The following is a 26,306-nucleotide window of genomic DNA, read 5'->3' on the forward strand; positions in this document are numbered from 1 at the left end:
TATTTGTCGTGGCATATCTTGCTCATTTTTGACTAAAAACAAGCAAAATATGAGGGCAAGCCATTAAAATTCAAGGGGAAACCACGAAACGGCAACAGCCCCTAGTATAGACTTAAAATTTTTTAGTTTAACTTGAGATTCTGGCGCGCCATCCTCTCTCATGAAATATTTGGGGTTCCTGGCGTCAAATATTTATTCATATACGGAGCGATTGGATAAGCCTCAGTACGCCCTGCGTCCGCTTCATAAAAGCACAAAAGCCGCTACGTTAAAACTCCACAAATGGCTTGACGGCTGTCTGGATAACCACTAGCCTCCCTCGTGCACTACTATCGTAGTACACTTCGGATTGGTGAAGGTGTTTTTTGAAGGTAATTAATTTTAAATACTTAGCATTCTACGTGCGATAAAAAACTTTATTTTTTGTATTGGATTGCGGTTTCCCATCCACAAATAGCCTTTTTTTAGTTTATTTAGCCTAGCATCGTAACAAGTGTAATGGGGCAGGGGTTTTAGTTCGCTGGGGTGTAAGATTGCCAATAAGGTCTGTGTGATAACCATGCCTGTTGCTAGTTTGCAACCGCTAGCAATACTCGGCGCTTTACGGTTAGCCAAATCGACTGTTGTTGAATCAACATATTTAAGGTGAAACCCAGCAGGCGCACAGCCTAAGGACATTTTTAGAACCTGCAGCTCTGTAGAGGCATTGTAATCAAGGTCAAAATATTCATCAAATGACATTCCTTCTGGTGTGTACACCAGCATGCCTACACCAAAACCTAACGGGACTCCAAATATCGCGGGTATCCCTTGTTCCATACAGGCGTTTATAATCATGCGGTGCACACTGATTTCAAAAAATTCTACTGCATCTACAAATACATCCACATTAGCTAAAAAATCATCAACATTATCTTCGTTAATGCCTTCTCCGTAGGTTTTTATATTTGCCTCAGGATTTATATCTAAAGCAAGCTCATGCATAACATCCATTTTTTTTCGATTGACAGTCGATATGGTCGCGCCATATTGTCGATTAAAGTTACCTATTTCAAACTCATCGAAGTCTGATATTTTAAAATTACCTACTCCAGCACGTAGTAATGTAATCAAGTAATCGCCACCTACGCCCCCCATGCCTGCAATGGCAATAGTGGAATTTTTCAAGCGTTGTTGCTCTTCAGTACTTGTAATGCCATGATTTCGAGAAAATGCTAAGTTATAATCAAAATTTTCCATCGTATTACCTTAATCTATATTATTGGAAGAGTTTCTTGTCATTGTGTTCATATATCCAGAGCAGGCTACAAATCACATAGAGCCGAAAAGTTATGGCATCTGATATTAAGTCTAAGACCTCCCTTACATTGAGAAGCTACAGTGTAAACTGAAAATCAAAAATGCCGATATATACTTCGCGTTATTATGACTACAAGTGACCTAATGCCTAATTTTCTTCCAATTTTTTCAAAAGAGCTATTGCGGCATTTTTTTCTGAAAAAATTTGATCAGCGTTTACTATTTGATTCAGAATGTCGATGGCCTGTTTTTTGTCGCCGTTAGTAGCGTATGCTTCGGCTAGATGATACTTAATATCATAAGCCATGGGGGGCAGTTTACTTGCTTTTTCAAGAATATCAATGCCTTGCTGTAAGTTGCCAACTTTAGTTAGGACTACACCGTAAGTATCTGCAATAGCGGCAGAATTCGGTGCTAATTTATAAGCTTGTTCGGCAAGCTTTAAAGCCTTAGGGTTGTTTTGTTGATGATAAGCCCATGCTAGGTTATTGAGTACGAGAGCATTGTCAGGCATGACAGCAAGTATACTTTTATAATGCTTTTCAGCTTCGATTAAGTTGTTTTGTTGCTGATAAAGAGTCGCTAGTTTGAAATGGGCGGCTAGGTTTTTATTATTCTTTTTTAACTCTTTATTAAGGAAATTGACGGCCTCAGATTGCTTTCCTTTTGAGACCATTATATCTGTAATAATATTGAGTATTTTCTCCGTAGGTTTTATTTGGTAAGCTTGTTGAAAAGCCGATAGTGCTAGATCTGGATTTTTTTTAGATAGGTAAATTTCACCTTCGACTAGATGTAAAAATCCAGATTTTGGAGCCAGTCTATTAACCTTAGCTGCTACTTCTTTTGCTTCTCGATAATGCTTAAGTTTAATTAAATAAACAGTCTTTTGAGATAGGACTTGTAAATTGTCAGGAGCGATTGATGATATTTCGTCAAGTAACTTAAGTATATTTTTTTCTTTTTCGGGTTGACCTACTAGTAACTTAATGAGGAGCAGGCGATCAGGGATATTTTGTTTATCTTGATTAATCAGTTTTTTTAAAGTTTTCTCAGCTTCTTTTTTTTGATGATTGATAAGTTGTGCATTGGCTAGTAGTGAAAGGGCAGAGCTTTCTTTTGGGTAGCGAGTAATAATATCTTTTGCTAATGGGAGTAGTTTCTGGGGTTGCTTCTGAGTGATATAGAATTTTCCAAGATTATTTGCAAGCGCTACTTCTATTTTAATATTTCCTTGATTTCGTTGTTTGGCCGTTAATAATGCTTTTTCTGCTGCTAATGGTTGATTTTGTTTGAGCGCAATATCAGCTAATATATAAAAAGCATAAGGTGTTTTATTATTAATACTTAGAGTTTTATAGGCATATTCTTTGGCACGTTTGAGATTCCCTGTATCAAGTGAAATCTTGGCGATAGTAAGATGTGCTTTTAGATTCTTTGGATCTAGATCAATGGCTTTTTGGTAGCTTTTAAGCGCATGTTCTGGTTGTTTATTGGTGGATTCTAATAGTCCTTGTAAATTATAAAACTCTGCTTCTTTAGGATTATTTTTTAATAAGGTATTTATTTTTTTTTCTGCTTCTTGAAATTTTTGATTTTTAATGAGTTCGAGTGCTTCAAGATAGTCTCTTTTCTGATCGTTGATTGCTTGCTGTGGTGTAGGGTCAAGGGTAAAGAAAGAATTGCCGAGTTGGGTGTTTGGGAGAAGAAGTTGATCAGTTTTTTGCTCCTCTAATAAATCATAAGTAGCGCTTTCGACTGTGAAGCTTAAAAGCAGTAGGCTGACGGTTGTAAGACTTTTCTTGATGATGTTCTTAATCATTAGAGTACCTTTATATTGAGGTTTGAATTTTTATATTCTTCGTATTATCTTGTTTAGTCTAGCAGTAGCTTATAAAAACAATAAACTGTATATTCAATTTTTATCGTTCCCTATTTTTATTAAACCATTAAATTGAATACTGAATTCAGTATTTGTTTTAGATTATACAGAATACTGACTAGGCGATAAAACCTTCTCTGGGGCAAGGTTGGATTTAATCGTGCATGGTATCAACTTATTTAGATTTTGGTAGCTAATCTACTGACTGCAGCCCAAGGCGATAAGGGGTTAGTCAGGGTGTGTCAGTTTTTTTAACAGTTTGTCATGACGGGCTTTGTCACGTCTTCTCTGCCTGCTATCCAACCATTTTAAATAGGTAGTACCTAAACGAACAAGTCTTTTTATCGTGCGGTATTTTTTTTCCAGAATGACGCGACGGTTAATTTAATCAATTTGTCGTTTAGCATGCTGAGTTAATAAGGGAGACTCAAGTAGTTGTTAGTTAAAGGCATAATGCGTTATTTTTAACATAACTTATAGGCGTTTTGAAAATTCTATTAATACTGGACTGGGCGAATATTGAAGCCCGTACTATATCATAAGTATTTGTTTTATCTGATATTAGTTGGTTTATTTTCCTGAGATAAGTACAGGTTTTGCGTGTGTAAATAATTAAACTATGTTATTTAACGAATGAAATTAGCTATCTACCATAGTTTTTTATATACTGCCAGACAGTCGCAGCGGCATAATATAATATTTTCATTACTTTAGTTTACATAGATTAATCGGTATTGATAAGTAAAATGAAAGTATAGGTCGCGTGAATATTTTTTGTGTTCTGGAGTCAGGTTATGAGCTTATCATTACAGATTTTTCCTCAAATTAAACACAGTGGTAATTTAGGGTCTGCTCTATTGAGTGGACATGATGAAGAAAGTAAGCAAGAAGCGCTAGAGGCTATTGATATATTAGTAAAATATAAAACAATCGTCCATGAATTTACAGATGAGATTGTTAGTTTCTGGCCATTGCCTCGAAGAGTAATGGATCGTTATCAATTTAGTGATGTTGAACAGTTTAATGATTGGTTAGATGACCAACGCTAAGATGGCTATTTTCTTTGTGTAAACTTAAGGTCTTCATTTTTAGCTGAGCTTATTTATTTGGGATGAGCAGATTCCTTGCTTTGAAAAGTCAATAGGCACAATGATAGATAAGGTAAGCTGAGATTAATCATGCAGTATCCTAGCTTACGACTTATGTCTTTAATTTGAGTATTCATGGCTTAAGCATTAGTCCATACTTAAATAGCGCTCTCCTGTATCATGCATCATCGTGACGACTGTTTTGCCTGCACCGAGCTTTTGGGCAATACGCAGTGCAGCACAAACACTTGCTCCTGTTGAAATTCCCGCTAAAATGCCTTCTTCTTGAACAAGGCGCAGGCGCATAGCAAACGCTTCTTCGGTGCTGACTAACTCAATACCATCGATTAAATCGACATCTAGATTTTTAGGGATAAATCCAGCGCCTATGCCTTGTATTTTATGTGGGCTATGCTGCCCGCCAGAGATGATTGGTGATTCTGTAGGTTCAACCGCAATCGCTATAAAATCATCTTTCCTTGACTTAATAATCTCGGAAACACCTGAGATAGTTCCCCCTGTACCGACACCACAAACAAAAGCATCAATATTGCCATCAGTTGCTGACCAAATTTCTTGAGCTGTTGTTTTGCGGTGTATATCTGGATTAATCGGGTTTTCAAATTGTTGTGGCATAAAGGCATTATCGGTTTGCGCTATAAGTTCCTTAGCTTTTTTAATTGCGCCTGTCATGCCTTCCGGGCCTGGTGTTAATACAAGTTTTGCACCGTACAGAGCTAATAATTGACGGCGCTCTATAGACATGGTTTCTGGCATGGTTAAAATACACTTATAACCACGCGCTGCGGCAACCATAGCTAAAGCAATCCCCGTGTTACCAGAGGTAGGTTCAATAATAGTCCCACCTTCTAATAATTCCCCTGATTTTTCTGCTGCGATAATCATCGCTAAGCCGATACGATCTTTTACTGAACCGCCAGGGTTATTGGATTCAATCTTTAAAAAAACAGTGGCTGACCCTGGAAGAACAAGGCGATTTAATTTGACTAAGGGGGTATTGCCGATGAGTTGTGTGATGTCATGTACTGATGTCATATTTTACCTTTATATTACTGATAGTTAATATGTGATTACTTACTATACAATTTTATACGCTATAATGCTCGATTAGTCATTTTTTTCATTGGCAATTGCTGTATGGATTGCTAATATAGATAAATTATTTGATCGATCGTTTAGTGACAATGCTGTTAACTATCAATTACACCCATTCAGGTATAAGTACACTGTGAGCGGGATCAAGTTAAATTAATTCTATATTTTATGCAGGAACTAAGGTATGCCAAGGAAAGCTACGTAGAAATACGAGCTTTTTTTTTGTCTGAAATCTTAATTTATAAAAATATAGGCTGCGAGTTGAAAGCAAGGCACTGATTGTTACCGCTATATTTCCATGTAAACATGGACATGAGCAGCTCTTGGGTGTCCGGTTATGAGTCGCTAATATATTACTAACCTTTTTTTGAGGAACGAGCTTATGCAAGACTATTTACCTAAAATTCAAGCCCTGCTTTCTGACTGGTATTTACTGACGATAAACAATCCCTTGTATGCTGGGGCATTAGTGTTAACTGTTTGGTTGTGCTTAGTCTTTTTTTATAATATCAAAATTCTTTTTTTAAAAAAGAAACAAAAGCTAAGTGAGCAGGGACGTATTGATTTACAAAGTCAGTTAGAAACGACTCAGCAAGCATTAAAGCAAAGTGAAGAGAAGTTAGCTGATAGCACCCAACAAGCAGAGCAAAATACACAGGCTGCCGCTGACTTTGTTGAACAAGTGAAGGAGAGAAATCTTGCGATTGTTGCTGCAATTAGATCATTAGCAGCGAAATTTGATTTAAATGAGCAGTTAGTTGGTTCTGATAGCGATATGAAAGCTGAATTTATTTGGCAACAACAAGATAATATTGTGGCTCAGCTGGCTGAGCGTTTAGAAGCAGCACAACAAACGAATAATGAGCGTGAAACGATTCATCAGCAAGAAATTGACCAATTGCAGGAAAAGGAAGCTTTAATTAATTCCTTGCATGCAACATTAGATGCGCAAACTAAGCAATTTGCACAATTAGAGCAAGCCTTAGAAGTGCAAAAGTTAAGACAACAAGAGCAACAAAATGAAGCGCAGCAGTTACTAGCGAATACTTTGGAGAAACACCAATTAGATTTCACTCGACTTCTGAATGACTTAAAAAATCAAAAAAGTGTACAAACTCAATCTGTTAAAGAGGTACCGGTTGCCGAGTCTACAAAACCAGAACCTGTCGTTGTCGAGGAGCTAGAACTTGTAAGCGAGCCTGAGGCACCTATTTCAGAGCCTATTATTCAGCCAGTTAGTCCTATAAGCACTGATATTCAGGTTGACACGGTGACTCCTGAAGTTATTGAGCCTTTAGTTAATGAAGCGCCAGAAGTAGATATTCCTGCTGCAAGCCCCACCCCAGATAAAATAGACGACCAAGCAGCAAAGATTGAACCAGTCGTTCCACCTAAGCCTGTAAGCGCGCCAGACATTGTTCAGCCAGACATTGTTAATATTATACGAAAAGAAACGCCTGTTGTTGATAAAATGGAGCCTGAAGAGATAAATTATAATGCTTCTAGCCTACATTTAGGGGGGGCTTTTAAAGGGCTATTAGGGAAAATAACAGCTAAGAAAAAATCGAAAGATAAGCCAGCAGTAGAGCTAAGTGAGCAAGTCGAAAAGAAAGCTAAAAAATCTCCACTTAAATTAAAAGGGCTTTATAATAAACTAGCTTCTAAAGGTAAATAGTCGCCTTATTTTCTCTTGATGATCTATTGGAATAGAATAGATCATCAATATATTTCACAACGTTCGTTTTTAAAGTGAACTATGTCACGCTGGAAAGCCCCTCTCCCGAAATCCTCTCCTTATATAACGCCTGCAGGCTATCAACGTTTAGAACTGGAATTAAAAAACCTCTGGATTAAACGCAAAGAAGTCGTTGAGGCTTTATCAGCTGCAGCTGCGGAAGGTGATCGTTCAGAAAATGCGGAGTATATCTATCGAAAAAAAGAATTACGTGGCCTTGATCGGCGTATACATTTTTTACAAAGGCGTATGCCGCTATTGAATATTATTGCTGATAGCCCCGCTGATCAAGATAAGGTGTTTTTTGCTGCTTGGGTATTGTTGGAAAATGATAAAGGGGATGAGCTACTTTATCGAATTGTTGGAGCAGATGAATTTGAGGTGGATAAGCGTTATATCAGTTTAGACTCGCCATTAGCACAAGCTTTATTAAAGAAAACCTTTGATGATGAAGTGCTGATTCGTAATGAGCATCAGGCAGTGCGTTATTCAGTATTGGATATTCAATATGGGAATGAGTTTGTTGTGGATTAATTTTTTGGGTAGTTGGGAGTGAGAATTCAATAATACCCTCGTTCCTTATCAGTTTTTTTGAATCATTTTTTATAAACGTAATGAATAAGGAATGTGCATGAAATAACTTAGGCAACTTATAAAGTTGTTGCGTCAGGAATGGCAGTATAATTCCATTGCCTTATAATTCTTAAATTGAACTTGCCTAAATTAATTTGTGCTCATTCCTAAGATATTTAATAAGAGTTTTATCACTAATTTTTTGGCAGCACTCTTAATTGCAGCAGGCTATTTTTCACCGGTTTATCCAGAATTAATTAAAGCCATTGGTTTTTTTGCTTTATCAGGTGCTTTGACTAATTGGATAGCCATTCATATGCTATTTGAAAAAGTGCCTTTACTTTATGGTTCCGGTATTATCCCTAACCGTTTTGAAGAATTTAAAGAGTCTATCAAGCATTTGATGATGCATCAGTTTTTTACCTTAGAAAATGTTGAGCAGTTTATAGAAAGTGAAGAGCAAGAAGGAGAAAAGATCTTGAATCTTGACCCTTTATTGGCGGCCGTTGATTATGATCGTATCTTTGAAGGTTTGATTTCTTCCATTATGGAATCATCTTTTGGTGGTATGTTACAAATGATGGGAGGGCAGGAAGCACTTATCCCTTTAAAAGAGCCGTTTACTGAAAAGATGAAGGTGACTTTAACAGAAATGGTCGAGTCAGATAAATTTAAGGCAGCCTTAAAACAAGGATTAAATGCGCATCAAATTGGTGAAGATATTTTAACTAAAATTGAAACAGTGATTGATAAGCGTCTAGCAGAATTAACGCCTCAGTTAGTTAAAGAAATGGTACAAGCTATTATCCGCGAACATTTAGGATGGCTAGTCGTTTGGGGCGGTTTTTTTGGTGGTGCGATGGGAGCTGGTTTTTACTTTGTTTAAAGCGGAGAGTAGGAGAGAGATGCTGTTGAATTTAAGCCCTCTTGCTGGATAAATCCGTCAGGAATCAGTTTAACTTTATTGAGTTTAGTCTCTCTCAATAAGCTCTTAGGCATAAATATGGAGCATTGTTACCTGAAATCTTCGTTCAAAGGATGTTGAGAAATTAGTAGTTTACTATTTCAATGCGAATTAAGAGCTGAAATTTATAGATATTTGATATCAAAAGGTGAGACACCTGCGCTTGCTCTTCAATCGTTTGCTATATTCTAAGTATTTGATTTTACAATTCCGGTTTAGCTCTTAATTTATATTTAAAATAGGTTCAGAATGTATAGAAATAAACGATAATGTTACAAAGTAAATCAAGCAATACCAAGGATGTACCCTGTCGAGCTGTATGTATTGCTCCTATGCTCGACTGGTCTGACCGACACTGTCGCTATTTTCATCGTTTACTGTCTAAGGAATGTGCATGAAATAACTTAGGCAACTTATAAAGTTGTTGCGTCAGGAATGGCAGTATAATTCCATTGCCTCCTATGCTCGACTGGTCTGACCGACACTGTCGCTATTTTCATCGTTTACTGTCTAAGCACATTGTTTTATATACTGAAATGGTGACTACCGGCGCTTTAATAAATGGCGATGTGCAGCGACACTTAGATTATTCTCCACAAGAACATCCACTTGCTTTGCAATTAGGTGGTAGTTCTGTACATGATTTGGCCTTATGCAGCAAAATGGCAGAAGATTATGGTTATGATGAAGTAAATTTAAATGTTGGCTGTCCGAGTGATCGTGTACAAAATGGGCGTTTTGGTGCCTGTTTAATGGCAGAGCCTGAGTTAGTAGCGGAATGTGTTGCTGCAATGCAGCAGGTGGTTAATATCCCGGTCACGGTAAAAACACGTATAGGTATTGATGATAAAGATTCTTATGCAGAGCTAGTCAATTTTATTAGTAAAGTGGCTGATGGTGGTTGTGGTACTTTTATTCTGCATGCACGTAAGGCTTGGTTGTCGGGCTTATCACCTAAGCAGAATAGGGATATTCCTCCTTTACGCTATGATATTGTGCAGCAAATTAAACAAGATTTTCCACGTTTAGAAATTATTATTAATGGCGGCATTAACTCCTTAGAACAAAGTGCCTTGCTAATGCAGGGCGTAGATGGTGTCATGATTGGTCGAGAGGCTTATCATAACCCTTACTTGTTAGCGCAAGTAGATAAACTGGTTTACCAGCAAAATACCCTTGTTAAAACACGGGAAGAGGTAGTCTTTGCTTTATTGCCTTATATACAAGAGCAATTGGCGGCTGGAGTGCGCTTGCATAGTATAACGCGGCATATATTAGGTTTATTTCATAGTGTTCAAGGAGCAAGAGCATGGCGTAGACACCTAAGTACCTTTGGACCAAAGGCGGGTGCAGATGAGAATGTTGTCTTACAGGCATTAGAATTAGTGCAGGGATGATGTATACTTAATAATTATTTTATTTTAGAGACGAATAATGGAAGAACATTTCAGCAAAATTATTGAAGCAATTGGCGAAGATGTCACACGAGAAGGTTTAGTTGATACACCTAAAAGAGCTGCCAAAGCTTTTGAATTCTTAAATAATGGCTATAACAAAACCTTAGAAGAAGTTTTGAATGGGGCTATTTTTGAAGCCGACACGGAAGATATGGTGATCATAAAAGATATTGAGCTTTATTCTTTATGTGAGCATCATTTATTACCTTTTGTTGGTAAATGTCATATTGCGTATTTACCACAAGGTAAAGTATTAGGTTTATCTAAGCTAGCTAGAATAGTTGATATGTATGCACGTCGTTTGCAAATTCAAGAAAAGTTGACTAAGCAAATTGCGGATGCGGTTGATACAGCTGTGGGGGCTAAAGGTGTAGCTGTTGTGATTGAAGCAAAGCATATGTGTATGATGATGCGGGGTGTTGAAAAGCAGAATTCAGTCATGACAACATCCGTAATGACGGGTATTTTCCGTAAAGAAATGAGTACCAGAGCAGAATTTTTAAGTTTAATTAATCGCTAAAGGAATCGCTGTTGTGGCTCAAAAAAAGCGTGGTATTTTAATTGTTAATTTAGGCTCTCCTAAGCACTTAACAGTGCGCTCTGTTAGGCGATTTTTACGTAAATTTTTAAGTGACCCCCGAGTCGTTAATTTACCGCGCTCGCTTTGGTGGGTAATTTTAAACTTTTTTATATTACCTTTTCGACCTTTTAAGTCTAAAGCTGCTTATGCTGAGGTTTGGACGGATAGAGGCTCGCCACTCACTTTTTTGACGCAAGATTTAACCGATAAAGTTTCTGCACATTATCAGAGAAATCCACATGTCACTGTTGCCATGGCGATGAGTTATGGGGCGCCGTCACTAACAGCTCAATTGCATAAATTACAAAAAGCGGAGTGTGAGCAGGTCACTATTGTGCCTTTGTACCCACAATATTCTTCAACCACGACTGCCAGTGTGTTCGATGCCGTTGCAACAGAATTAATGCAGTGGCGCTATATTCCTGAATTACATTTTATTAGTGATTATCATCAACACCCTTTATATATAAGTTCAATTGCTGGTTCTATTCAGCAAGTGTGGGAAAAACAACCTGCTAACGAGCTTTTATTAATGTCATTTCATGGTCTACCGGATGTTTTAACTAAAAAAGGCGATCCTTATTATTATCAATGTATTAAGACAGCGGAATTAATTGCTCAACAGCTGAACTTGGAAGAGGATAAATGGCGCGTGGTATTTCAATCGCGTTTTGGTAAGGCAAAATGGTTACAGCCTTATTGTATTGAAACCTTAATGGCTTTGCCTGAGGAAGGCTTTAAATATATTGATATTATTTGCCCTGGCTTTGCGATTGATTGCTTAGAAACTTTAGAGGAAATTAATATGACTAATAAAGAAATTTTTCTTGAAGCAGGAGGGGAGCAGTATCGTTATATTCCCTGTTTAAATGATTCAGAAGAAAATGTGCAACTTATGGTCGATTTAATAGAAAATAAGGCGAATTAATTATGCGTGCTTATGATCCAGATAATTGCGCTTTCTGTCGTTTAATGCGCAGCCTAGCTTTTACCGGTGTAGGTATGGGAATTGGCAGTGGCACAGCCTATCTATTAGGTGCTACGCAGGAAAATATTATGATGTCGGGAATAGTGGTCTCTGCCATTATTGTTTTTGGTCTATTAGATAAAAATAAGAAGAAAAAATAATATGACTATTTTAAAAGCGTGGAATGGGCAGTGGCCTGAAGTTCGAATTAGCCAACCAGCAAAAACAGGTGCAGGCGTACTAGATGCCGGCGCATTTAAAAGTATTGAGGTTGATCATGTTTTCAATACCATTAATTATGCGCAAACGACGATTGGGCAAGCGGTATTGTATCGCTCTTTAGCGCAACCCTTGGATAGTTTACAAGCGATTGTAGATAAGCAAGAAGCACTTAAAGAAATACAAGAAAATTCTGAGTTAAAAGCGACTTTCCAGCGTTTAGTGGCAAATGCTAAAAAAGATGAAAAGTCTTTTTATCAGCTGTTATTTGCTAAATTTTTAGGTACAGGTGGAACAGCGAGAGATGATGTAGAGATTGAGGGTTATGGTTATACGCAATATAGGCGCGGAACTCGTTTTATATTAGGTTTTGTCGCTGGCTTATTGGCACTTGAGAAACCGAAAAGTACTTATCTTGATACGCTGCTGAACGAGGTTAAAGCATTTACTAAAACACGTGCTTATTCATTAATGTCAGGTCCTGCTTATATTACTGAAAAAGGAATACAAAGCAAATTAGATAGAAAACGCTTAAGTCCAGCTATTATTTTTAAACCGCGTATTTTTAAGCCATTATTAATTGGCTTGATATTTGCCTCTTTAATTGTCGTTAATTTATTCGTGCCGATTGGTTTACTAAGCTTTTCGCCGATGTTCGCTATTTTTCTTGTGCCGCTCGCTTTAGTTTATTTTCCTGTTATTGGCGGCTTTGATCGGGACAGTTGCATTAAACCTTTGCGTGAAGAATATCGGCAATCGGATGACGTAGCTAAGGTGTTAGATGCTCTAGGTAAGGTTGATGAGCTATTATCCTTAGTGCAATATGCGGAGTCTAATATTAAGTCTATGGTTTTGCCCGAGTTGATTGCTGCAGAGCATCATAAAATCAATTTGAAAAATGCTAAAAACCCAGTCTTAAGCAAAGTTGACCCTACTTATGTGGCTAATGATTTTTCTATTGATACTGAAAAATTAGTGTTCATTACCGGCCCGAATAGTGGTGGTAAAACGGCATTTTGTAAAACCTTAACGCAAATTCAGGTGCTGGCACAGATTGGTAGTTATGTCCCCGCGACGCAAGCAACACTAACGGTTGCAGACAGGATTTTTTATCAAGTCCCTGAAATTAGTCAGTTAGATGATGGTGAGGGGCGTTTTGGTACAGAATTAAAACGTACTAAAGATATATTTTTAGCAAGTACAGCGAAAAGTTTAGTCGTTTTAGATGAGCTATCTGAAGGGACAACTTTTGAAGAAAAAATGGAAACTTCAGCGAATATATTGAATGGTTTCTATCAAAAAGGTAACAATACGATTCTCATTACCCATAATCATCAGTTAGTTGATTACTTTCTTGCAGAGCATAAGGGGGTCGCTTTACAGGTTGAGTTTGTTGGTGAAAATCCAACTCATAAGCTAATTCCAGGAATCTCACGCGTTAGTCATGCGCATCGAGTGGCAAAGAAAATTGGTTTCTCCAAGGAAGATATTGCGGGTTATTTGGCGGATAACTAAGCAAATGCGAGCGTTGTTAATTTTTATTAGTTTGTTGGTGGTTGCATCTGCTGTTTCGGCTGATGTCTATAAATATACTGCTGCTGATGGTAGTGTTTATTATACTGATGAACCTAAGCATAAAAAATATAAACTGATTATTCGTAGTAAACCTAAGGGTTATGCGGGTGCATTTAAACATTTACAAAAAAACAAAAAGAAATATACGCCTATCATTGCGGCCGCAGCTAAAAAGCATGGTTTAGATCCAAAATTAGTACATGCAGTTATTCATGCAGAATCGGCTTATGATGCAAAAGCTATTTCTAGTGCTGGGGCAGTGGGTTTAATGCAGCTAATGCCAGCGACGGCACGTCAATATGGTGCCACAAACCGTAAAGATCCGAAGCAAAATATTTTTGCTGGCACTCGATATTTAAAGTATTTGTTGGGTTTATTTGATAATAATTTAAAGCTTTCTATTGCTGCCTATAATGCGGGGGAAAATACGGTCAAAAAATATCATAATCAAGTCCCACCGTATCCCGAAACTCAGAAATATGTAAAGCATGTTCTAAGTCTGTATAAGAAAAGTCATGGTTGATGCTAATGTCACTTTGACAGCTGAATCTTTAGTGCAGGGCAGTATTACTTTGTTCTCTTTGCCTGATATCTATCATCAAATAGAAAAAATGGTCAATGACCCAAGGTTTACTGCACTTGAGATAGGTCAGGTTATTGCTAAAGATCCTGCGCTTAGTATGCGTTTACTTAAATTGGTTAATAGTTCTTTTTATGGTTTTCAATCGCGTATTGATACGATTAGTCGGGCGGTTACGATAATTGGTATTAAGGACTTACAAAGCTTGGTCTTAGCCACTTCTGTGGTAGATGTGTTTAATGATATACCTAGCGATTTGGTAGATATGACTGATTTTTGGTTGCAAAGTGTTCAGTGTGGGGTAGTCGCTAAATTGTTAGCGAAAGAAAGTTCGGTTTTGCATGCAGAGCGTTTATTTTTAGCTGGTTTATTGCATAAAATTGGTACCCTAGTTCTCTATCAGAAGCTTCCTGAGTTGTCGTCAAAAGTGCTTAAATTGGCTGATTATAATGCCGAGCTAGTGCCTGTTATTGAGCAAGAAATGATCGGCTTTACTTTTGCTGATGTTGGGGGTGAATTAGCTAAGTCTTGGGCTTTGCCTGATTCTTTGCATGAGGCGATTGCTTATCAATTAACGCCTGAAGTAGCTTTAGCACACCGCTTAGATGCTCAAATACTGCATATAGCGACTATTTTTTGTACGGCGCTGGTGTATGACCAAGATTTGGTTAGTGAGTTGTGGGAAGCCATTCCTTTTGAGCGTAAGTCGCTAATTAGCTTAGATCAGAAGCAGTTTTTCACTCTGTTATTGCAAGCACAAGAAGATGTCAGGCAATTCTTTGAGTTATTGGCGTCAGGAAAGAAGTTTTATTAATTTTAAGCGTCTAAACTTGCTATAATAAGCGGCTGCTGCAATTCATGTTGATCTGGTTATAAAAGGCTAGATTATTTAAGAAACACTTGCCGATAAATCGAATTATTAGCTTTTTTATATAGATGGACCCATGTCAGAATTTGCCAAAGAAATTACCGTAGTTAATCTCGAAGACGAGATGCAGAAGTCATATCTTGATTATGCAATGAGCGTTATTATAGGACGTGCACTTCCTGATGTCAGGGATGGTCTGAAGCCAGTTCATCGACGCGTTTTATATGCGATGAGTGTATTAGGTAATGATTGGAATAAGCCTTATAAAAAATCTGCCCGTGTCGTTGGGGACGTGATCGGTAAATATCATCCTCATGGTGATACGGCGGTTTACGATACGATTGTACGTATGGCACAACCGTTTTCTTTACGCTATATGTTGATTGATGGTCAAGGAAACTTTGGCTCGGTTGATGGTGATTCGCCTGCTGCAATGCGATATACCGAAGTGCGTATGGCAAAAATTGCGCATGAAATGTTAGCAGATTTAGATAAAGAAACGGCAAACTTTGCCTCTAACTATGATGACTCGGAATCAGAGCCTGTCGTTTTACCTGCAAAAGTTCCCGCTTTATTAGTGAATGGTTCTTCTGGTATTGCTGTAGGTATGGCAACCAATATTCCCCCCCATAATTTGGCTGAAGTTATTAGTGCCTGTTTGGCACTTATTGATAATCCTGATGTTAGTATTAAAGATTTAATGGAATATATTCCAGGGCCTGATTTCCCAACGGCTGGGATTATTAATGGTATTTCTGGGATTTATGATGCCTATACGACGGGGCGAGGGCGAGCACATATCCGTGCGCGCAGTCATTTCGAAGATTTCAAAGACGGCAGTAGGCAAGCGATTATTGTTACCGAGCTACCCTATCAAGTTAATAAAGCCCGTTTATTAGAAAAAATTGCTGAATTAGTTAAAGAAGCTAAAATCGAAGGCATTTCAGGTCTGCGTGATGAGTCTGATAAAGATGGTATGCGTATGGTTATTGAGCTACGTCGTGGTGAGGTACCTGAAGTTGTGTTGAATAATTTATATAAACAAACACAGCTGAAAACTGTATTTGGTATTAATATGGTTGCCATTTTAGATGGTCGGCCAAAGTGCATGAATTTAAAAGAAATTCTGCATGCGTTTGTGGATCATCGTCGTGAAGTGGTGACACGTCGTACCATTTACTTATTACGCAAGGCGCGTGAACGTGCGCATGTATTGGAAGGCTTGGCTGTCGCTATGTCCAATATCGATGAGATGATTGCTTTAATTAAAGCGGCTGCAAATCCTGCAGAAGCTAAAGCCGGGCTTTTATCTAGAAATTGGGATGCTGGTTTAGTTGCTATTTTATTAGAAAATGCTGATGAAAGTCGTTCGAGACCGGATGGTTTAGAGTTAATCTTTGGTATACATGGGGCTGAATATCGTCTTTCTGAGGCGCAAGCTTCGGCTATTTTAGATTTACGTTTACATCGCTTGACAGGTTTAGAACAAGAGAAAATCGTCAACGAATATAAGCAATTATTAGAATTAATTGATGGCTATCTGGAAATTATAGGCAGTGCAACTCGTTTAATGGAAGTGATTCGTGAAGAATTAGAAAATATTAAGGAAGAATATGCTGATGAGCGTCGTACTGAGATTGTCAGAGATGTTTTAAGCTTGTCTGAAGAGGACTTTATTACTGAAGAAGATGTGGTTGTTACTATGTCACATGAAGGTTATGTGAAAACCCAGCGACTTGAGGATTATCAGGCACAACGTCGTGGTGGTCGTGGTAAATCTGCAACAGCGACTAAAGAAGAAGACTTCGTTGAAAAATTAGTAGTTGCTAATACACATGATACGATTATGTGCTTTTCTTCTGCTGGTAAAGTTTACTGGCTAAAAGTGTACCAGCTGCCGATTGCAAGTCGTGCCTCGCGCGGTAAGCCGTTTATTAATTTATTGCCTTTAGAAAAAGATGAGCAAATCAGTGCCATGTTGACGGTGCGTGAGTTTAGTGAAAACCAGTTTGTATTTATGGCAACAGCAGCCGGAACCGTTAAGAAGACACCTCTAAAAGAATTTGAGCGTCAAAGATCTAACGGTAAAATTGCCATTGATTTACGTGAGGGTGATAGCTTAGTCGGCGTTGCTGTGACTGATGGCGAACAGAATATTCTGTTATTTAGTAGTAATGGTAAAGCAAACTGCTTCAGCGAAACGGATGTTCGCTCTATGGGGCGTACGGCAACGGGTGTTCGTGGTATGCGTCTTGGTGAGGGGCAGAAGATTATTTCTATGATTACATCTTCGGAAGGTACAGTACTCAATGTTACTGAAAATGGTTATGGTAAGCGTACTAAATTAGAAGAATTTACGCGTCATAAGCGTGGCGGTCAGGGCATGATTGCAATGCAAACGTCTGAACGAAATGGCAACGTAGTTGGGGCTGTTTTAGTTTCAGATAATGATGAAATTATGCTAATTACGAGTGGTGGTGTATTAGTGCGTACCAGAGTTAATGAGATTTCAATTGTAGGTCGTAATACCCAAGGTGTTAAAGTTATTCGTTTAGATGCGACGGAAAAATTAGTAGGTGTTGATAAAATTGATGGTTTAGTTGAAGAACTAGATGAGTCAGTTGATACTGAGGCTCAGGAAATAATAGATGAGCCACTAGATACTCTAGACCCTCATAAGGGTGAGCCTGAAAATGAGTAAAACCTATAATTTCAGTGCTGGGCCCTCTATGCTGCCTGAATCTGTTTTACAGCAGGCTCAAGCTGAAATGCTTGACTGGCAAGGCTCGGGTATGTCGGTGATGGAGATGAGTCATCGTGGCCCTGAATTTATGGGTGTTGCTGAGGTTTTACATCGTGATTTAAGAGAGTTAATGGCAATCCCTGATAATTACAAAATATTGTTTTTACAAGGTGGTGCTACTGCACAGTTTTCATTTATTCCGACTAATATTTTAGGCGACAAAAATAAAGCTTGCTATGTTAACACAGGCGCATGGTCGGGAAAGGCGCTAAAAGCAGCTAAAAATTATTGTGATGTTGTTGTTTCCGCTAGTGCTGAAACGAAGAATTTTACTGCTATACCTGATCCATCAACATGGAATATAGATCAGCAAGCAGCTTATTTGCATTACACATCGAATGAAACCATTCATGGTCTTGAGTTTGCCAATATTCCTAATGTGGGTAGTTTGCCCTTAGTTGCGGATATGTCGTCTAATATTTTATCGCGTCAGATTGATGTCAGTAAATTTGGCCTGATTTACGCGGGTTCTCAGAAAAATATGGGGCCTGCCGGGGTAACGGTTGTCATTGTTCGAGAGGATTTACTGGGTAAGGCGCAATCAACGCTGCCTAATGTGTTTAATTATCAACAGCAAGTGAAGTATGAGTCCATGCTTAATACGCCAGTAACGTATAGTTGGTATTTAGTCGGTTTAGTTTTGCAGTGGTTAAAGGCGCAAGGTGGAATTGCCAGTATCGAACAGGTCAATCAACGCAAAGCACAAAGTTTATATGCGGCTATCGATTGCTCTAGCTTGTATAACAACGCTGTTGCTATTGCTGACAGGTCGCGTATGAATGTCCCTTTTATTCTTGCTGACAAGGGGCTAGAGTCTGTTTTTCTTAAGGCCGCTCAAGAACAGGGATTTTTGGCATTAAAAGGACACCGCTTATTAGGCGGGATGCGTGCAAGTATTTATAATGCCATGCCTGAATCAGGCGTGGAGGCTTTAGTTCAGTTTATGGCTGAATTTGAACGAACTCACTAAATTACTTTATATTGACGCTATGAGTAACGTAACTCCCCTTTCTGAGTTAAGAGATCAGATTGATGCTATTGACCAGGAAATATTGCAGTTAATTAATCAGCGCGCTGCGTTGGCCGAAGAGGTTGCAAAAACAAAGATAGCTAACGGTGAAGAAACTTGTTTTTATCGTCCTGATCGAGAAGCCTTAGTGCTTAGGCGTATTCAAGAGTTAAACCCAGGGCCTTTAAGCGATGATACAGCAGCCCGGTTTTTTCGTGAGTTAATGTCTGCCTGTTTAGCCTTGGAAAAGCCTTTACACGTAGCTTATTTAGGACCGGAAGGTACATTTACTCAGCAAGCTGCGTTTAAACATTTTGGTCAAGCAGTAAAAGCTGAGCCAGTATCTACAATTGAAGCAATTTTTGAGTCGGTAGAAAGTGATCATTGTCAATTTGGCGTAGTACCTATTGAAAACTCCACTGAAGGGATGGTAACGCATACTTTAGACCGCTTTGTCACATCGCCATTACAAGTTTGTGGTGAAGTTGCACTTAGAATTAATCATAATCTATTGTCTAATGTTGAAAATTTAAGTGAAATTACTGAGGTTTTTTCGCATAGACAATCATTAGCACAGTGCCGTAAATGGTTAGAAGAAAACTTACCCAATGTTCGTTGTACGGAAGTCAGTAGTAATGCAGAAGCTGCTAGAATTGCATCATCACAACAAGGTGCAGCAGCCATTGCAGGGGAATTGTCGGCAGAAATTTACAGTGTTAATTTGCTAGAGTGCAATATTGAGGATGAGTTAAATAATACTACCCGTTTCGTTATTGTCGGTAATTTAACAGCTAGCTCTACAGGGCAAGATAAAACCTCATTATTGATTTCTACAAAAAATAATCCTGGGGCTTTATATAGTATTTTAGAGCCGTTTGCTAAACATAATATTGGTCTCACTAAGATTGAGTCTCGCCCGTCGCGCCAAGGATTGTGGGATTATCTGTTTTTTATAGATATTGATGGACATAAAACGAATCAGAATGTTGTTCTAGCATTAGATGAATTGCAGCCTCGCGTTACTATGATTAAGGTTTTAGGGTCTTACCCTAAGGCAGTTTTATAGCTAATAGTTAATCTATAGGACGGATTTTTATCCGCCTTTCCCCCAAACAATATCAATAAATATATGCAAAGCATCAGTGCATTAGCCACTTCTGGCGTACAAAAATTAGTTCCTTATCAAGGCGGAAAGCCTGTTTCTGAGTTACAACGTGAATTAGGGCTAAGTGAAATTGTTAAACTGGCTTCTAATGAAAACCCTTTAGGCCCGAGTACAAAAGTGCTGGCCGCGATACAGGCAGGTTTTTCGGAATTATCGCGCTATCCTGATGGCAATGCTTTTGCATTAAAAGCGGCCTTGTCAGAAAAATATAAGCTAACAAGCGAGCAGATTACTTTAGGTAATGGCTCTAATGAAATTTTAGAAATTTTAGCGCGAGCTTTTTTAACCACAGATTCAGAAGTAGTTTTTTCGCAACATGCGTTCGCTGTTTACCCTATAGTAACGCAATCGGCTGGCGCAACGGCTAAAGTAATTCCTGCGATTAATTATGGCCATGACTTGTCGGGTATGCTTACGGCAATGACTGATAAAACGCGCTTAATTTTTATTGCCAATCCGAATAACCCTACTGGAACTTACCTGACCGAGCAGGCTTTAAGTAAGTTTTTGGCGGCAGTGCCTGAGCAGGTTATTGTCGTTTTAGATGAAGCCTATTTTGAGTATATTTCTAAAGAAGATTATCCCAACTCAATTGCGTGGTTAGCGCAATATCCCAACCTAGTGATTACGCGTACCTTTTCTAAAGCCTATGGTTTAGCAGGCTTACGCATAGGCTATAGTTTATCGAGTCCTGAAATGGCAGATATTCTTAACCGCGTACGACAGCCATTTAATAATAACGCTTTAGCCTTAGTGGCAGCAGAAGTTGCATTAAGTGATACTGATTATTTGCAACAAACAGTAGCGCTTAATAATGCTGGAATGAAGCAATTAACAAAGGCCTTTGTCGATCTAGGATTGTCTTGGGTTGCATCAGTAGGTAACTTTGTCTCGGTTGATTTAAAGCGTGATGCGAGTGCAATAAATACCGCACTATTGCATAAAGGTGTGATTGTTCGCCCTGTCGCTAATTATGAAATGCCTCATCATTTGCGTATTAGTATTGGTACTCAAGCTGAAAATGAATTTTTTATTCGGGCTTTAAAAGCTGTTTTAGCCGATGTTTAATAAACTCTGCATTATTGGTGTAGGGCTGATTGGTGGCTCTATTGCGCGAGCAGCAAGAAAGCATAAACTATGCAAAGAGATTAGTGCTTATGGTCGTGAGCAAGACAGTGCTAACTTATTACGCGCGCAAGAATTAAAAGTTATTGATAGCTATAGCTTTGATTTGGCTGAGGCTGTCACAGGTGCGGATTGCATTATGATTGCTACGCCTGTGGGAGCGATGCCTGTTATTTTTAAGCAATTAGCGCCTTGCTGGTCTGATGAGGCATTATATATGGATGCCGGCAGTACTAAAGGTAATGTCGTTGCAGCACTACAAGACGTATTTGGCTTTATTCCCACTAATTTTATTCCGGCGCATCCGATTGCAGGTGCGGAAAACAGTGGTGTAGAAGCCGCTTTAGATGATCTATTCCAAAATAGACGCTTGATTTTAACGCCTGCTGAGCAAGCTGATCCTGATTTTTTATGTGTAGCACAAAACTTTTGGCAAGCCATTGGCAGTGATGTTTCACTGATGAGTGTAGAGCAGCATGATGCCGTATTAGCCGCGACTAGCCATTTACCGCATATTTTGGCTTTTTCTTTAGTTGATTTATTGGGTAAAAAAGATGAAACGGTGGATATTTTTAAGTATGCTGCCGGTGGATTTAAAGATTTTACCCGTATAGCATCAAGTGACCCAACCATGTGGCTGGATATTTGTATGGCCAATAAAGCACACATAATGCCTTTGATTCAAGAGCTATGCATGGAGTTGCAAGGCATAAAGCAAATGCTTGAGCAAAACCAAACCAAAGAATTGTACGATACTTTTACATACGCCAGAAATGCGCGCCAACGTTTTTTAGATCAATACCAAAAATTATGACTCAATCGATTACTTTTACCGTTCAACCAGGCGGTCATTTGCGCGGTGAAGCGCGTGTGCCTGGTGATAAATCAATTTCCCATCGCTCTATTATGTTAGGCTCATTGGCTGAAGGCATCACTCATGTATCTGGCTTTTTAGAGGGTGAAGATGCCTTGGCAACTTTGCGCTCTTTTCAAGCAATGGGAGTTGAAATTGAAGGGCCTATTAATGGTAATGTGACAATTCATGGTGTCGGACTAGATGGTTTGACAGCACCTAAAGACCCTCTATATTTGGGTAATTCAGGTACTTCAATGCGTTTGTTATGTGGTTTGTTAGCCGGTCAAAAATTTGATGCGGTATTAACGGGTGATGAGTCATTGTCAGGCCGCCCTATGAAACGTGTTATTGACCCTTTAAGTCAAATGGGTGCAGTGATTGAGAGTGCCGATCAAGGTAGGGCACCATTAACAATACGAGGACAAGCTGGTTTACATGGCATTCATTACGATATGCCTATTGCAAGTGCTCAGGTTAAATCTTGTTTATTATTGGCCGGTTTATATGCAGAGGGCGTTACCTCGGTTGTGGAGCCGGCGCCAACGCGTGATCATACGGAAAGAATGCTTGTGGGCTTTAGCTATCCAGTTAAGAAAGAAGGCAGTCAAGTATCAATATCAAGACAAGTTAAATTAACGGCAACTGATATTGATGTGCCTAGCGATATTTCTTCGGCGGCTTTCTTTTTAGTGGGTGCTTCTATTGCTCCGGACTCAGACTTAACCTTAAAGCATGTGGGTGTAAACCCAACTAGGACTGGGATAATTGATATTTTAAAGCTCATGGGGGCGGATATCGAATTAAGTAACCAACGTACAGTTGGCGGTGAACCGGTGGCTGATATTCGGGTACAAAGTGCACAACTAAAAGGTATTGCCATTCCAGAAAACTTAGTAGCATTGGCAATTGATGAGTTCCCCGTGATATTTGTTGCGGCAGCTTGTGCAGAAGGCGAAACAGTTTTAACAGGTGCAAAAGAATTACGAGTCAAAGAAAGTGATCGTATTCAGGTAATGGCAGATGGGTTAAAAACACTCGGTGTTAATGCGAAACCTACAGAAGATGGCATGATTATTCAAGGTGGAGTGATAGGTGGAGGAAAAGTCATTTCTCATCATGACCACCGTATTGCTATGGCATTTGCAATTGCGGGTTTGCGTGCAAACGATGCTATTCTTATTGATGACTGTGCTAATGTAAATACTTCTTTTCCAGGCTTTGTTACCTTAGCAAGTCAGCTCGGGCTAGATATAAGCAGTGAGGAAAAAGTATGACGATTCCTGTTTTAACCATTGATGGGCCTAGTGGTGCTGGTAAGGGGACGGTAAGTCGTGCAGTTGCCAAAAAACTAGGCTGGAATTATTTAGATAGCGGTTCAATTTATCGCTCACTCGCTATTTCGGCTATGGATAAGCAAGCTGATTTAGCTGATAAGGCAGCCATTGCGCAAATCGCACAAGAAATGCAACTAGCATTTGAGTGCAATGATTCGCTCACTGTGAAGTTGGATGGTGTCGATATTACCCATAGATTACCTAGTGAAGAAACGGGGGCAGTAGCTTCCACTATTGCAGCGTATCCTGAGGTGCGAGCAGTTTTATTGCAAAAACAAAAAGATTTTCGTCGGTTACCGGGCTTGGTCGCTGACGGCAGAGATATGGGGACTGTGGTTTTTTCTGAGGCTCCTTTTAAAGTGTTTTTAACGGCGAGTGCTGAAGAAAGAGGCAAAAGACGATTTAAACAGTTGAAAGAAAAAGGAATTGATGCTAATCTTGATCAAATTACTCGAGAGATAGAGTTGCGTGATCGTCGTGATAGCGAACGAAAAGCAGCTCCGTTATCCATCGCTGAGGATGCTTTATATTTGGACTCATCTGCTTTAAGTATCGATGAGGTTATAAATAAAGTCCTGGCTTTGATTATTAAGTAATACTTTTGGTGGTTGTGTGATGATATACAGCTATTTTTTTAACTACAGAGATAGAGATCAGGATTACATATACTGGTCTGGGACATAAATACAATGAGCGAGAGCTTTGCTGAATTATTTGAAGAAAGTGTAAAACAAACGGAAATGCGCGCAGGCGCAATGCTAAAAGGTACAGTCGTCGATATCGATAACGATAAAGTTATCGTTAGTGCGGGGTTAAAATCTGAAGGTGTCATTCCAAGGTGGCAGTTTTTAAATGCTGAAGGTGATCTTGAAGTTGCTATTGGTGATGAGGTTGAAGTCGCTTTAGATTTAATCGAAGATGGATTAGGTGCAACTTTACTTTCACGTGATAAAGCGAAGAAACACCAAGCTTGGGGTGATCTTGAAAAAGCCTTTGAAGGCGAAGAAACTATTGTTGGTCGTATTAATGGTAAAGTTCGTGGTGGTTTCACGGTTGCTGTTGGTGCACTACGTGCTTTCTTACCAGGCTCATTAGTTGATGTTCGTCCTATTCGAGATACTACGTTCCTTGAAGGACGCGATCTTGAATTTAAAGTTATCAAAATCGATCAAAAACGTAATAATGTTGTCTTGTCTCGTCGAGCTGTTGTAGAAAAAGAATACAGCGCAGAAAGAGATGAGTTACTGAAAACACTGGAAGACGGTGCGGTCATCAAAGGTATTGTTAAGAATTTAACAGACTACGGTGCATTTATCGACTTAGGTGGTATTGATGGTTTATTGCATATTACTGATATGGCATGGCGTCGTGTTCGTCATCCTTCTGAGTGTGTTGAGATTGGTCAAGAAATCGAAGTTAAAGTTCTTAAGTTTGACAAAGAAAAAACACGTGTTTCATTAGGTATGAAACAAATGGCAGAAGATCCATGGCATGATATTGCTACTCGCTACCCAGCAGGTACACGTGTAACGGGTAAAGTTAACAACTTAACTGATTACGGTTGTTTTATTGAAATTGAGGAAGGTGTTGAAGGTTTAGTGCATGTTTCTGAAATGGATTGGACTAACAAAAATGTTAACCCATCTAAAGTCGTTGCTTTAGGTGACTCTGTTGAAGTTATGATCCTTGAAATCGATGAAGAAAGACGTCGTATTTCTTTGGGTATGAAGCAGTGCCGTACTAATCCTTGGGATGAGTTTGCTGCTACACATAACAAAGGTGATAAAATTTCAGGTAAAATTAAATCAATTACTGATTTCGGTATTTTCATCGGTTTAGATGGCAATATTGATGGGTTGGTTCATATGTCTGATATTTCTTGGTCAGATACACCTGAAGATTCTATTCGTAATTACCAAAAAGGTGATGAAGTAGAAACCGTTATTTTAGCAGTTGATGCTGAACGTGAGCGTATTTCTCTAGGTATCAAACAACTAGAGCAGGATCCTTTCCAGAATTACATTGCTATTAATGAAAAAGGTAGTATGGTAAAAGGTGTTGTTAAAGAAGTTGATGCTAAAGGTGCTGTTATTACTCTAGCGGAAGGTATTGAAGGTTACTTACGTGCTTCTGAAATTCAACGTGATCGTGTTGAAGATGCGACTAAATTGCTTTCTGTAGGCGACGAAGTTGAAGCTAAATTTATCGGCGTTGATAAGAAAAATAAATCTATTTCTTTGTCTATCAAAGCAAAAGATTCTGATGAAGAAGCAACAGTTATGAAAGAGTACTCAGAAGCTGCAGCTGGTACACCAACTATGGGTGATTTATTCAAGCAATTGGATAAATAATACCTAAAGGGAGGGGCTTAGTTATAAAAGATTAAGTCCCTTTTTTTTGCCTGAGTTTTAAGGCAATAGTAAACCTGACATAGGGTTTATTGAATTGGTTTTAAAAGTCAATTGAATATTTTAGGACATAGCGTGACAAAATCTGAATTAATTGAGCAATTATCTAAAAAACAACCCCACCTTGCCTTGCAGGATGTTGAGCTGGCAGTAAAATGTATCTTAGAACAAATGAGTCAATCATTAGCCACTAATGAGCGTATAGAAGTGCGTGGTTTTGGTAGTTTCTCTCTGCATCATCGTAAACCAAGAATGGGGCGTAACCCTAAAACGGGCGATGCGGTTTCTTTAACGGAAAAATATGTGCCACATTTTAAGCCGGGTAAGGAATTGCGAGATAGAGTTGATGAAACTCGGCATAAATATAAAATAACTGACTAATACTGAGTTTGAGAGAGATGTTATGATGCGGATTATAGTGCTAGCTTTTTTTTTATTAATTGCGGTTATCGCACTTGCCTTCTCATTACTTAATTTTCATTTAGTAGAAATTAATCTTTATATTACAAGTATTAAAATCCCTTTAGCGGTAGCTTTAACGATAGAGTTATTTGCCGGTATTTTTATTGGGTTTTTAGCTGCATTTATTCATATTTTGAAGTTAAAATCTCAATATAGAGTATTAAGTAAAAAAATCACCAAAACGAAAACAGGCAAATAAAATAATATAAATCACCCACGTTCCTAATTTTGTGGGTGATTT

24 protein-coding genes are annotated in these 26,306 nt (G+C 38.6%); 21 read left to right on the forward strand and 3 right to left on the reverse strand.

The features are described 5' to 3' along the window. Positions 1-381 precede the first annotated feature (381 nt). Complete coding sequence (locus BQ7314_RS04970) at positions 382-1,239, reverse strand: ThiF family adenylyltransferase (protein WP_174482607.1); 858 nt, start codon at positions 1,237-1,239, stop codon at positions 382-384. A 208-nt stretch (positions 1,240-1,447) separates the two neighbouring features. After that, complete coding sequence (locus tag BQ7314_RS04975) at positions 1,448-3,121, reverse strand: tetratricopeptide repeat protein (protein ID WP_174482608.1); 1,674 nt, start codon at positions 3,119-3,121, stop codon at positions 1,448-1,450. Between the two features lie 854 nt (positions 3,122-3,975). Between BQ7314_RS04975 and BQ7314_RS04980 the strand changes: the two genes are divergently transcribed. Then, positions 3,976-4,230: a hypothetical protein gene (locus tag BQ7314_RS04980; RefSeq protein WP_174482609.1), complete on the forward strand. Its 255-nt coding sequence runs from the start codon at positions 3,976-3,978 to the stop codon at positions 4,228-4,230. A gap of 186 nt (positions 4,231-4,416) precedes the next feature. Here the strand turns inward: BQ7314_RS04980 and cysK are convergent, their stop codons facing one another. After that, positions 4,417-5,325, reverse strand: coding sequence for a cysteine synthase A (cysK, locus tag BQ7314_RS04985; protein ID WP_174482610.1), 909 nt, complete (start codon positions 5,323-5,325; stop codon positions 4,417-4,419). 442 nt (positions 5,326-5,767) lie between these two features. On the opposite strand from cysK, the gene BQ7314_RS04990 reads away from it, so the two are divergent. The 20 genes from BQ7314_RS04990 (at position 5,768) to BQ7314_RS05085 (ending at position 26,264) form a co-directional block, all read left to right on the forward strand. Continuing rightward, entirely contained in the window at positions 5,768-7,060 is a 1,293-nt protein-coding gene (locus tag BQ7314_RS04990; RefSeq protein WP_174482611.1) for a GumC domain-containing protein, read from the forward strand. A gap of 81 nt (positions 7,061-7,141) precedes the next feature. Continuing rightward, on the forward strand, positions 7,142-7,654 hold the full coding sequence (locus tag BQ7314_RS04995) for a GreA/GreB family elongation factor (RefSeq protein ID WP_174482612.1): 513 nt from the start codon (positions 7,142-7,144) through the stop codon (positions 7,652-7,654). A 202-nt stretch (positions 7,655-7,856) separates the two neighbouring features. Next, positions 7,857-8,579: a DUF445 domain-containing protein gene (locus BQ7314_RS05000; RefSeq protein WP_174482693.1), complete on the forward strand. Its 723-nt coding sequence runs from the start codon at positions 7,857-7,859 to the stop codon at positions 8,577-8,579. Between the two features lie 539 nt (positions 8,580-9,118). Next, the gene (gene dusA, locus BQ7314_RS05005; protein WP_174482613.1) at positions 9,119-10,054 is read left to right on the forward strand and encodes a tRNA dihydrouridine(20/20a) synthase DusA; all 936 of its coding nucleotides are present in this window, start codon (positions 9,119-9,121) and stop codon (positions 10,052-10,054) included. 37 nt (positions 10,055-10,091) lie between these two features. Then, complete coding sequence (folE, locus tag BQ7314_RS05010) at positions 10,092-10,634, forward strand: GTP cyclohydrolase I FolE (protein WP_174482614.1); 543 nt, start codon at positions 10,092-10,094, stop codon at positions 10,632-10,634. Between the two features lie 13 nt (positions 10,635-10,647). Next, positions 10,648-11,622, forward strand: a complete 975-nt coding sequence (gene hemH, locus BQ7314_RS05015) for a ferrochelatase (protein WP_174482615.1) — start codon at positions 10,648-10,650, stop codon at positions 11,620-11,622. Between the two features lie 2 nt (positions 11,623-11,624). Next, complete coding sequence (locus BQ7314_RS05020) at positions 11,625-11,822, forward strand: hypothetical protein (RefSeq protein WP_174482616.1); 198 nt, start codon at positions 11,625-11,627, stop codon at positions 11,820-11,822. Between the two features lies 1 nt (position 11,823). Beyond that, complete coding sequence (locus BQ7314_RS05025; protein ID WP_174482617.1) at positions 11,824-13,395, forward strand: MutS-related protein; 1,572 nt, start codon at positions 11,824-11,826, stop codon at positions 13,393-13,395. A 4-nt stretch (positions 13,396-13,399) separates the two neighbouring features. Next, on the forward strand, positions 13,400-13,978 hold the full coding sequence (locus BQ7314_RS05030; RefSeq protein ID WP_174482618.1) for a lytic transglycosylase domain-containing protein: 579 nt from the start codon (positions 13,400-13,402) through the stop codon (positions 13,976-13,978). Then, on the forward strand, positions 13,971-14,849 hold the full coding sequence (locus BQ7314_RS05035) for an HDOD domain-containing protein (protein WP_174482619.1): 879 nt from the start codon (positions 13,971-13,973) through the stop codon (positions 14,847-14,849). The genes BQ7314_RS05030 and BQ7314_RS05035 overlap by 8 nt, the downstream gene beginning before the upstream one ends. Positions 14,850-14,979: 130 nt before the next feature. Further along, a complete protein-coding gene (gyrA, locus tag BQ7314_RS05040) occupies positions 14,980-17,604 on the forward strand; it encodes a DNA gyrase subunit A (protein WP_174482620.1) in 2,625 nt (874 codons plus the stop codon). Further along, complete coding sequence (gene serC, locus BQ7314_RS05045; protein ID WP_174482621.1) at positions 17,597-18,676, forward strand: 3-phosphoserine/phosphohydroxythreonine transaminase; 1,080 nt, start codon at positions 17,597-17,599, stop codon at positions 18,674-18,676. The genes gyrA and serC overlap by 8 nt, the downstream gene beginning before the upstream one ends. A gap of 19 nt (positions 18,677-18,695) precedes the next feature. After that, complete coding sequence (pheA, locus tag BQ7314_RS05050) at positions 18,696-19,781, forward strand: prephenate dehydratase (protein ID WP_174482622.1); 1,086 nt, start codon at positions 18,696-18,698, stop codon at positions 19,779-19,781. A 63-nt stretch (positions 19,782-19,844) separates the two neighbouring features. Beyond that, on the forward strand, positions 19,845-20,948 hold the full coding sequence (gene hisC / locus BQ7314_RS05055; protein ID WP_174482623.1) for a histidinol-phosphate transaminase: 1,104 nt from the start codon (positions 19,845-19,847) through the stop codon (positions 20,946-20,948). Next, positions 20,941-21,819, forward strand: coding sequence for a prephenate dehydrogenase (locus BQ7314_RS05060; protein ID WP_174482624.1), 879 nt, complete (start codon positions 20,941-20,943; stop codon positions 21,817-21,819). Before hisC ends, BQ7314_RS05060 begins: the two co-directional genes overlap by 8 nt. Further along, the gene (gene aroA / locus BQ7314_RS05065) at positions 21,816-23,135 is read left to right on the forward strand and encodes a 3-phosphoshikimate 1-carboxyvinyltransferase (RefSeq protein ID WP_174482625.1); all 1,320 of its coding nucleotides are present in this window, start codon (positions 21,816-21,818) and stop codon (positions 23,133-23,135) included. Before BQ7314_RS05060 ends, aroA begins: the two co-directional genes overlap by 4 nt. Continuing rightward, on the forward strand, positions 23,132-23,791 hold the full coding sequence (cmk, locus tag BQ7314_RS05070; RefSeq protein ID WP_174482626.1) for a (d)CMP kinase: 660 nt from the start codon (positions 23,132-23,134) through the stop codon (positions 23,789-23,791). The genes aroA and cmk overlap by 4 nt, the downstream gene beginning before the upstream one ends. A 93-nt stretch (positions 23,792-23,884) precedes the next feature. Next, on the forward strand, positions 23,885-25,546 hold the full coding sequence (gene rpsA, locus BQ7314_RS05075) for a 30S ribosomal protein S1 (protein ID WP_174482627.1): 1,662 nt from the start codon (positions 23,885-23,887) through the stop codon (positions 25,544-25,546). Between the two features lie 132 nt (positions 25,547-25,678). Then, positions 25,679-25,984, forward strand: a complete 306-nt coding sequence (locus BQ7314_RS05080; protein ID WP_174482628.1) for an integration host factor subunit beta — start codon at positions 25,679-25,681, stop codon at positions 25,982-25,984. 22 nt (positions 25,985-26,006) lie between these two features. After that, a complete protein-coding gene (locus BQ7314_RS05085; RefSeq protein WP_174482629.1) occupies positions 26,007-26,264 on the forward strand; it encodes a lipopolysaccharide assembly protein LapA domain-containing protein in 258 nt (85 codons plus the stop codon). Positions 26,265-26,306: the final 42 nt, after the last annotated feature.

Origin of the sequence: methanotrophic endosymbiont of Bathymodiolus puteoserpentis (Logatchev) (assembly GCF_900128525.1) — a bacterium.
Classification (GTDB): Bacteria; Pseudomonadota; Gammaproteobacteria; order Methylococcales; family Methylomonadaceae; genus Methyloprofundus.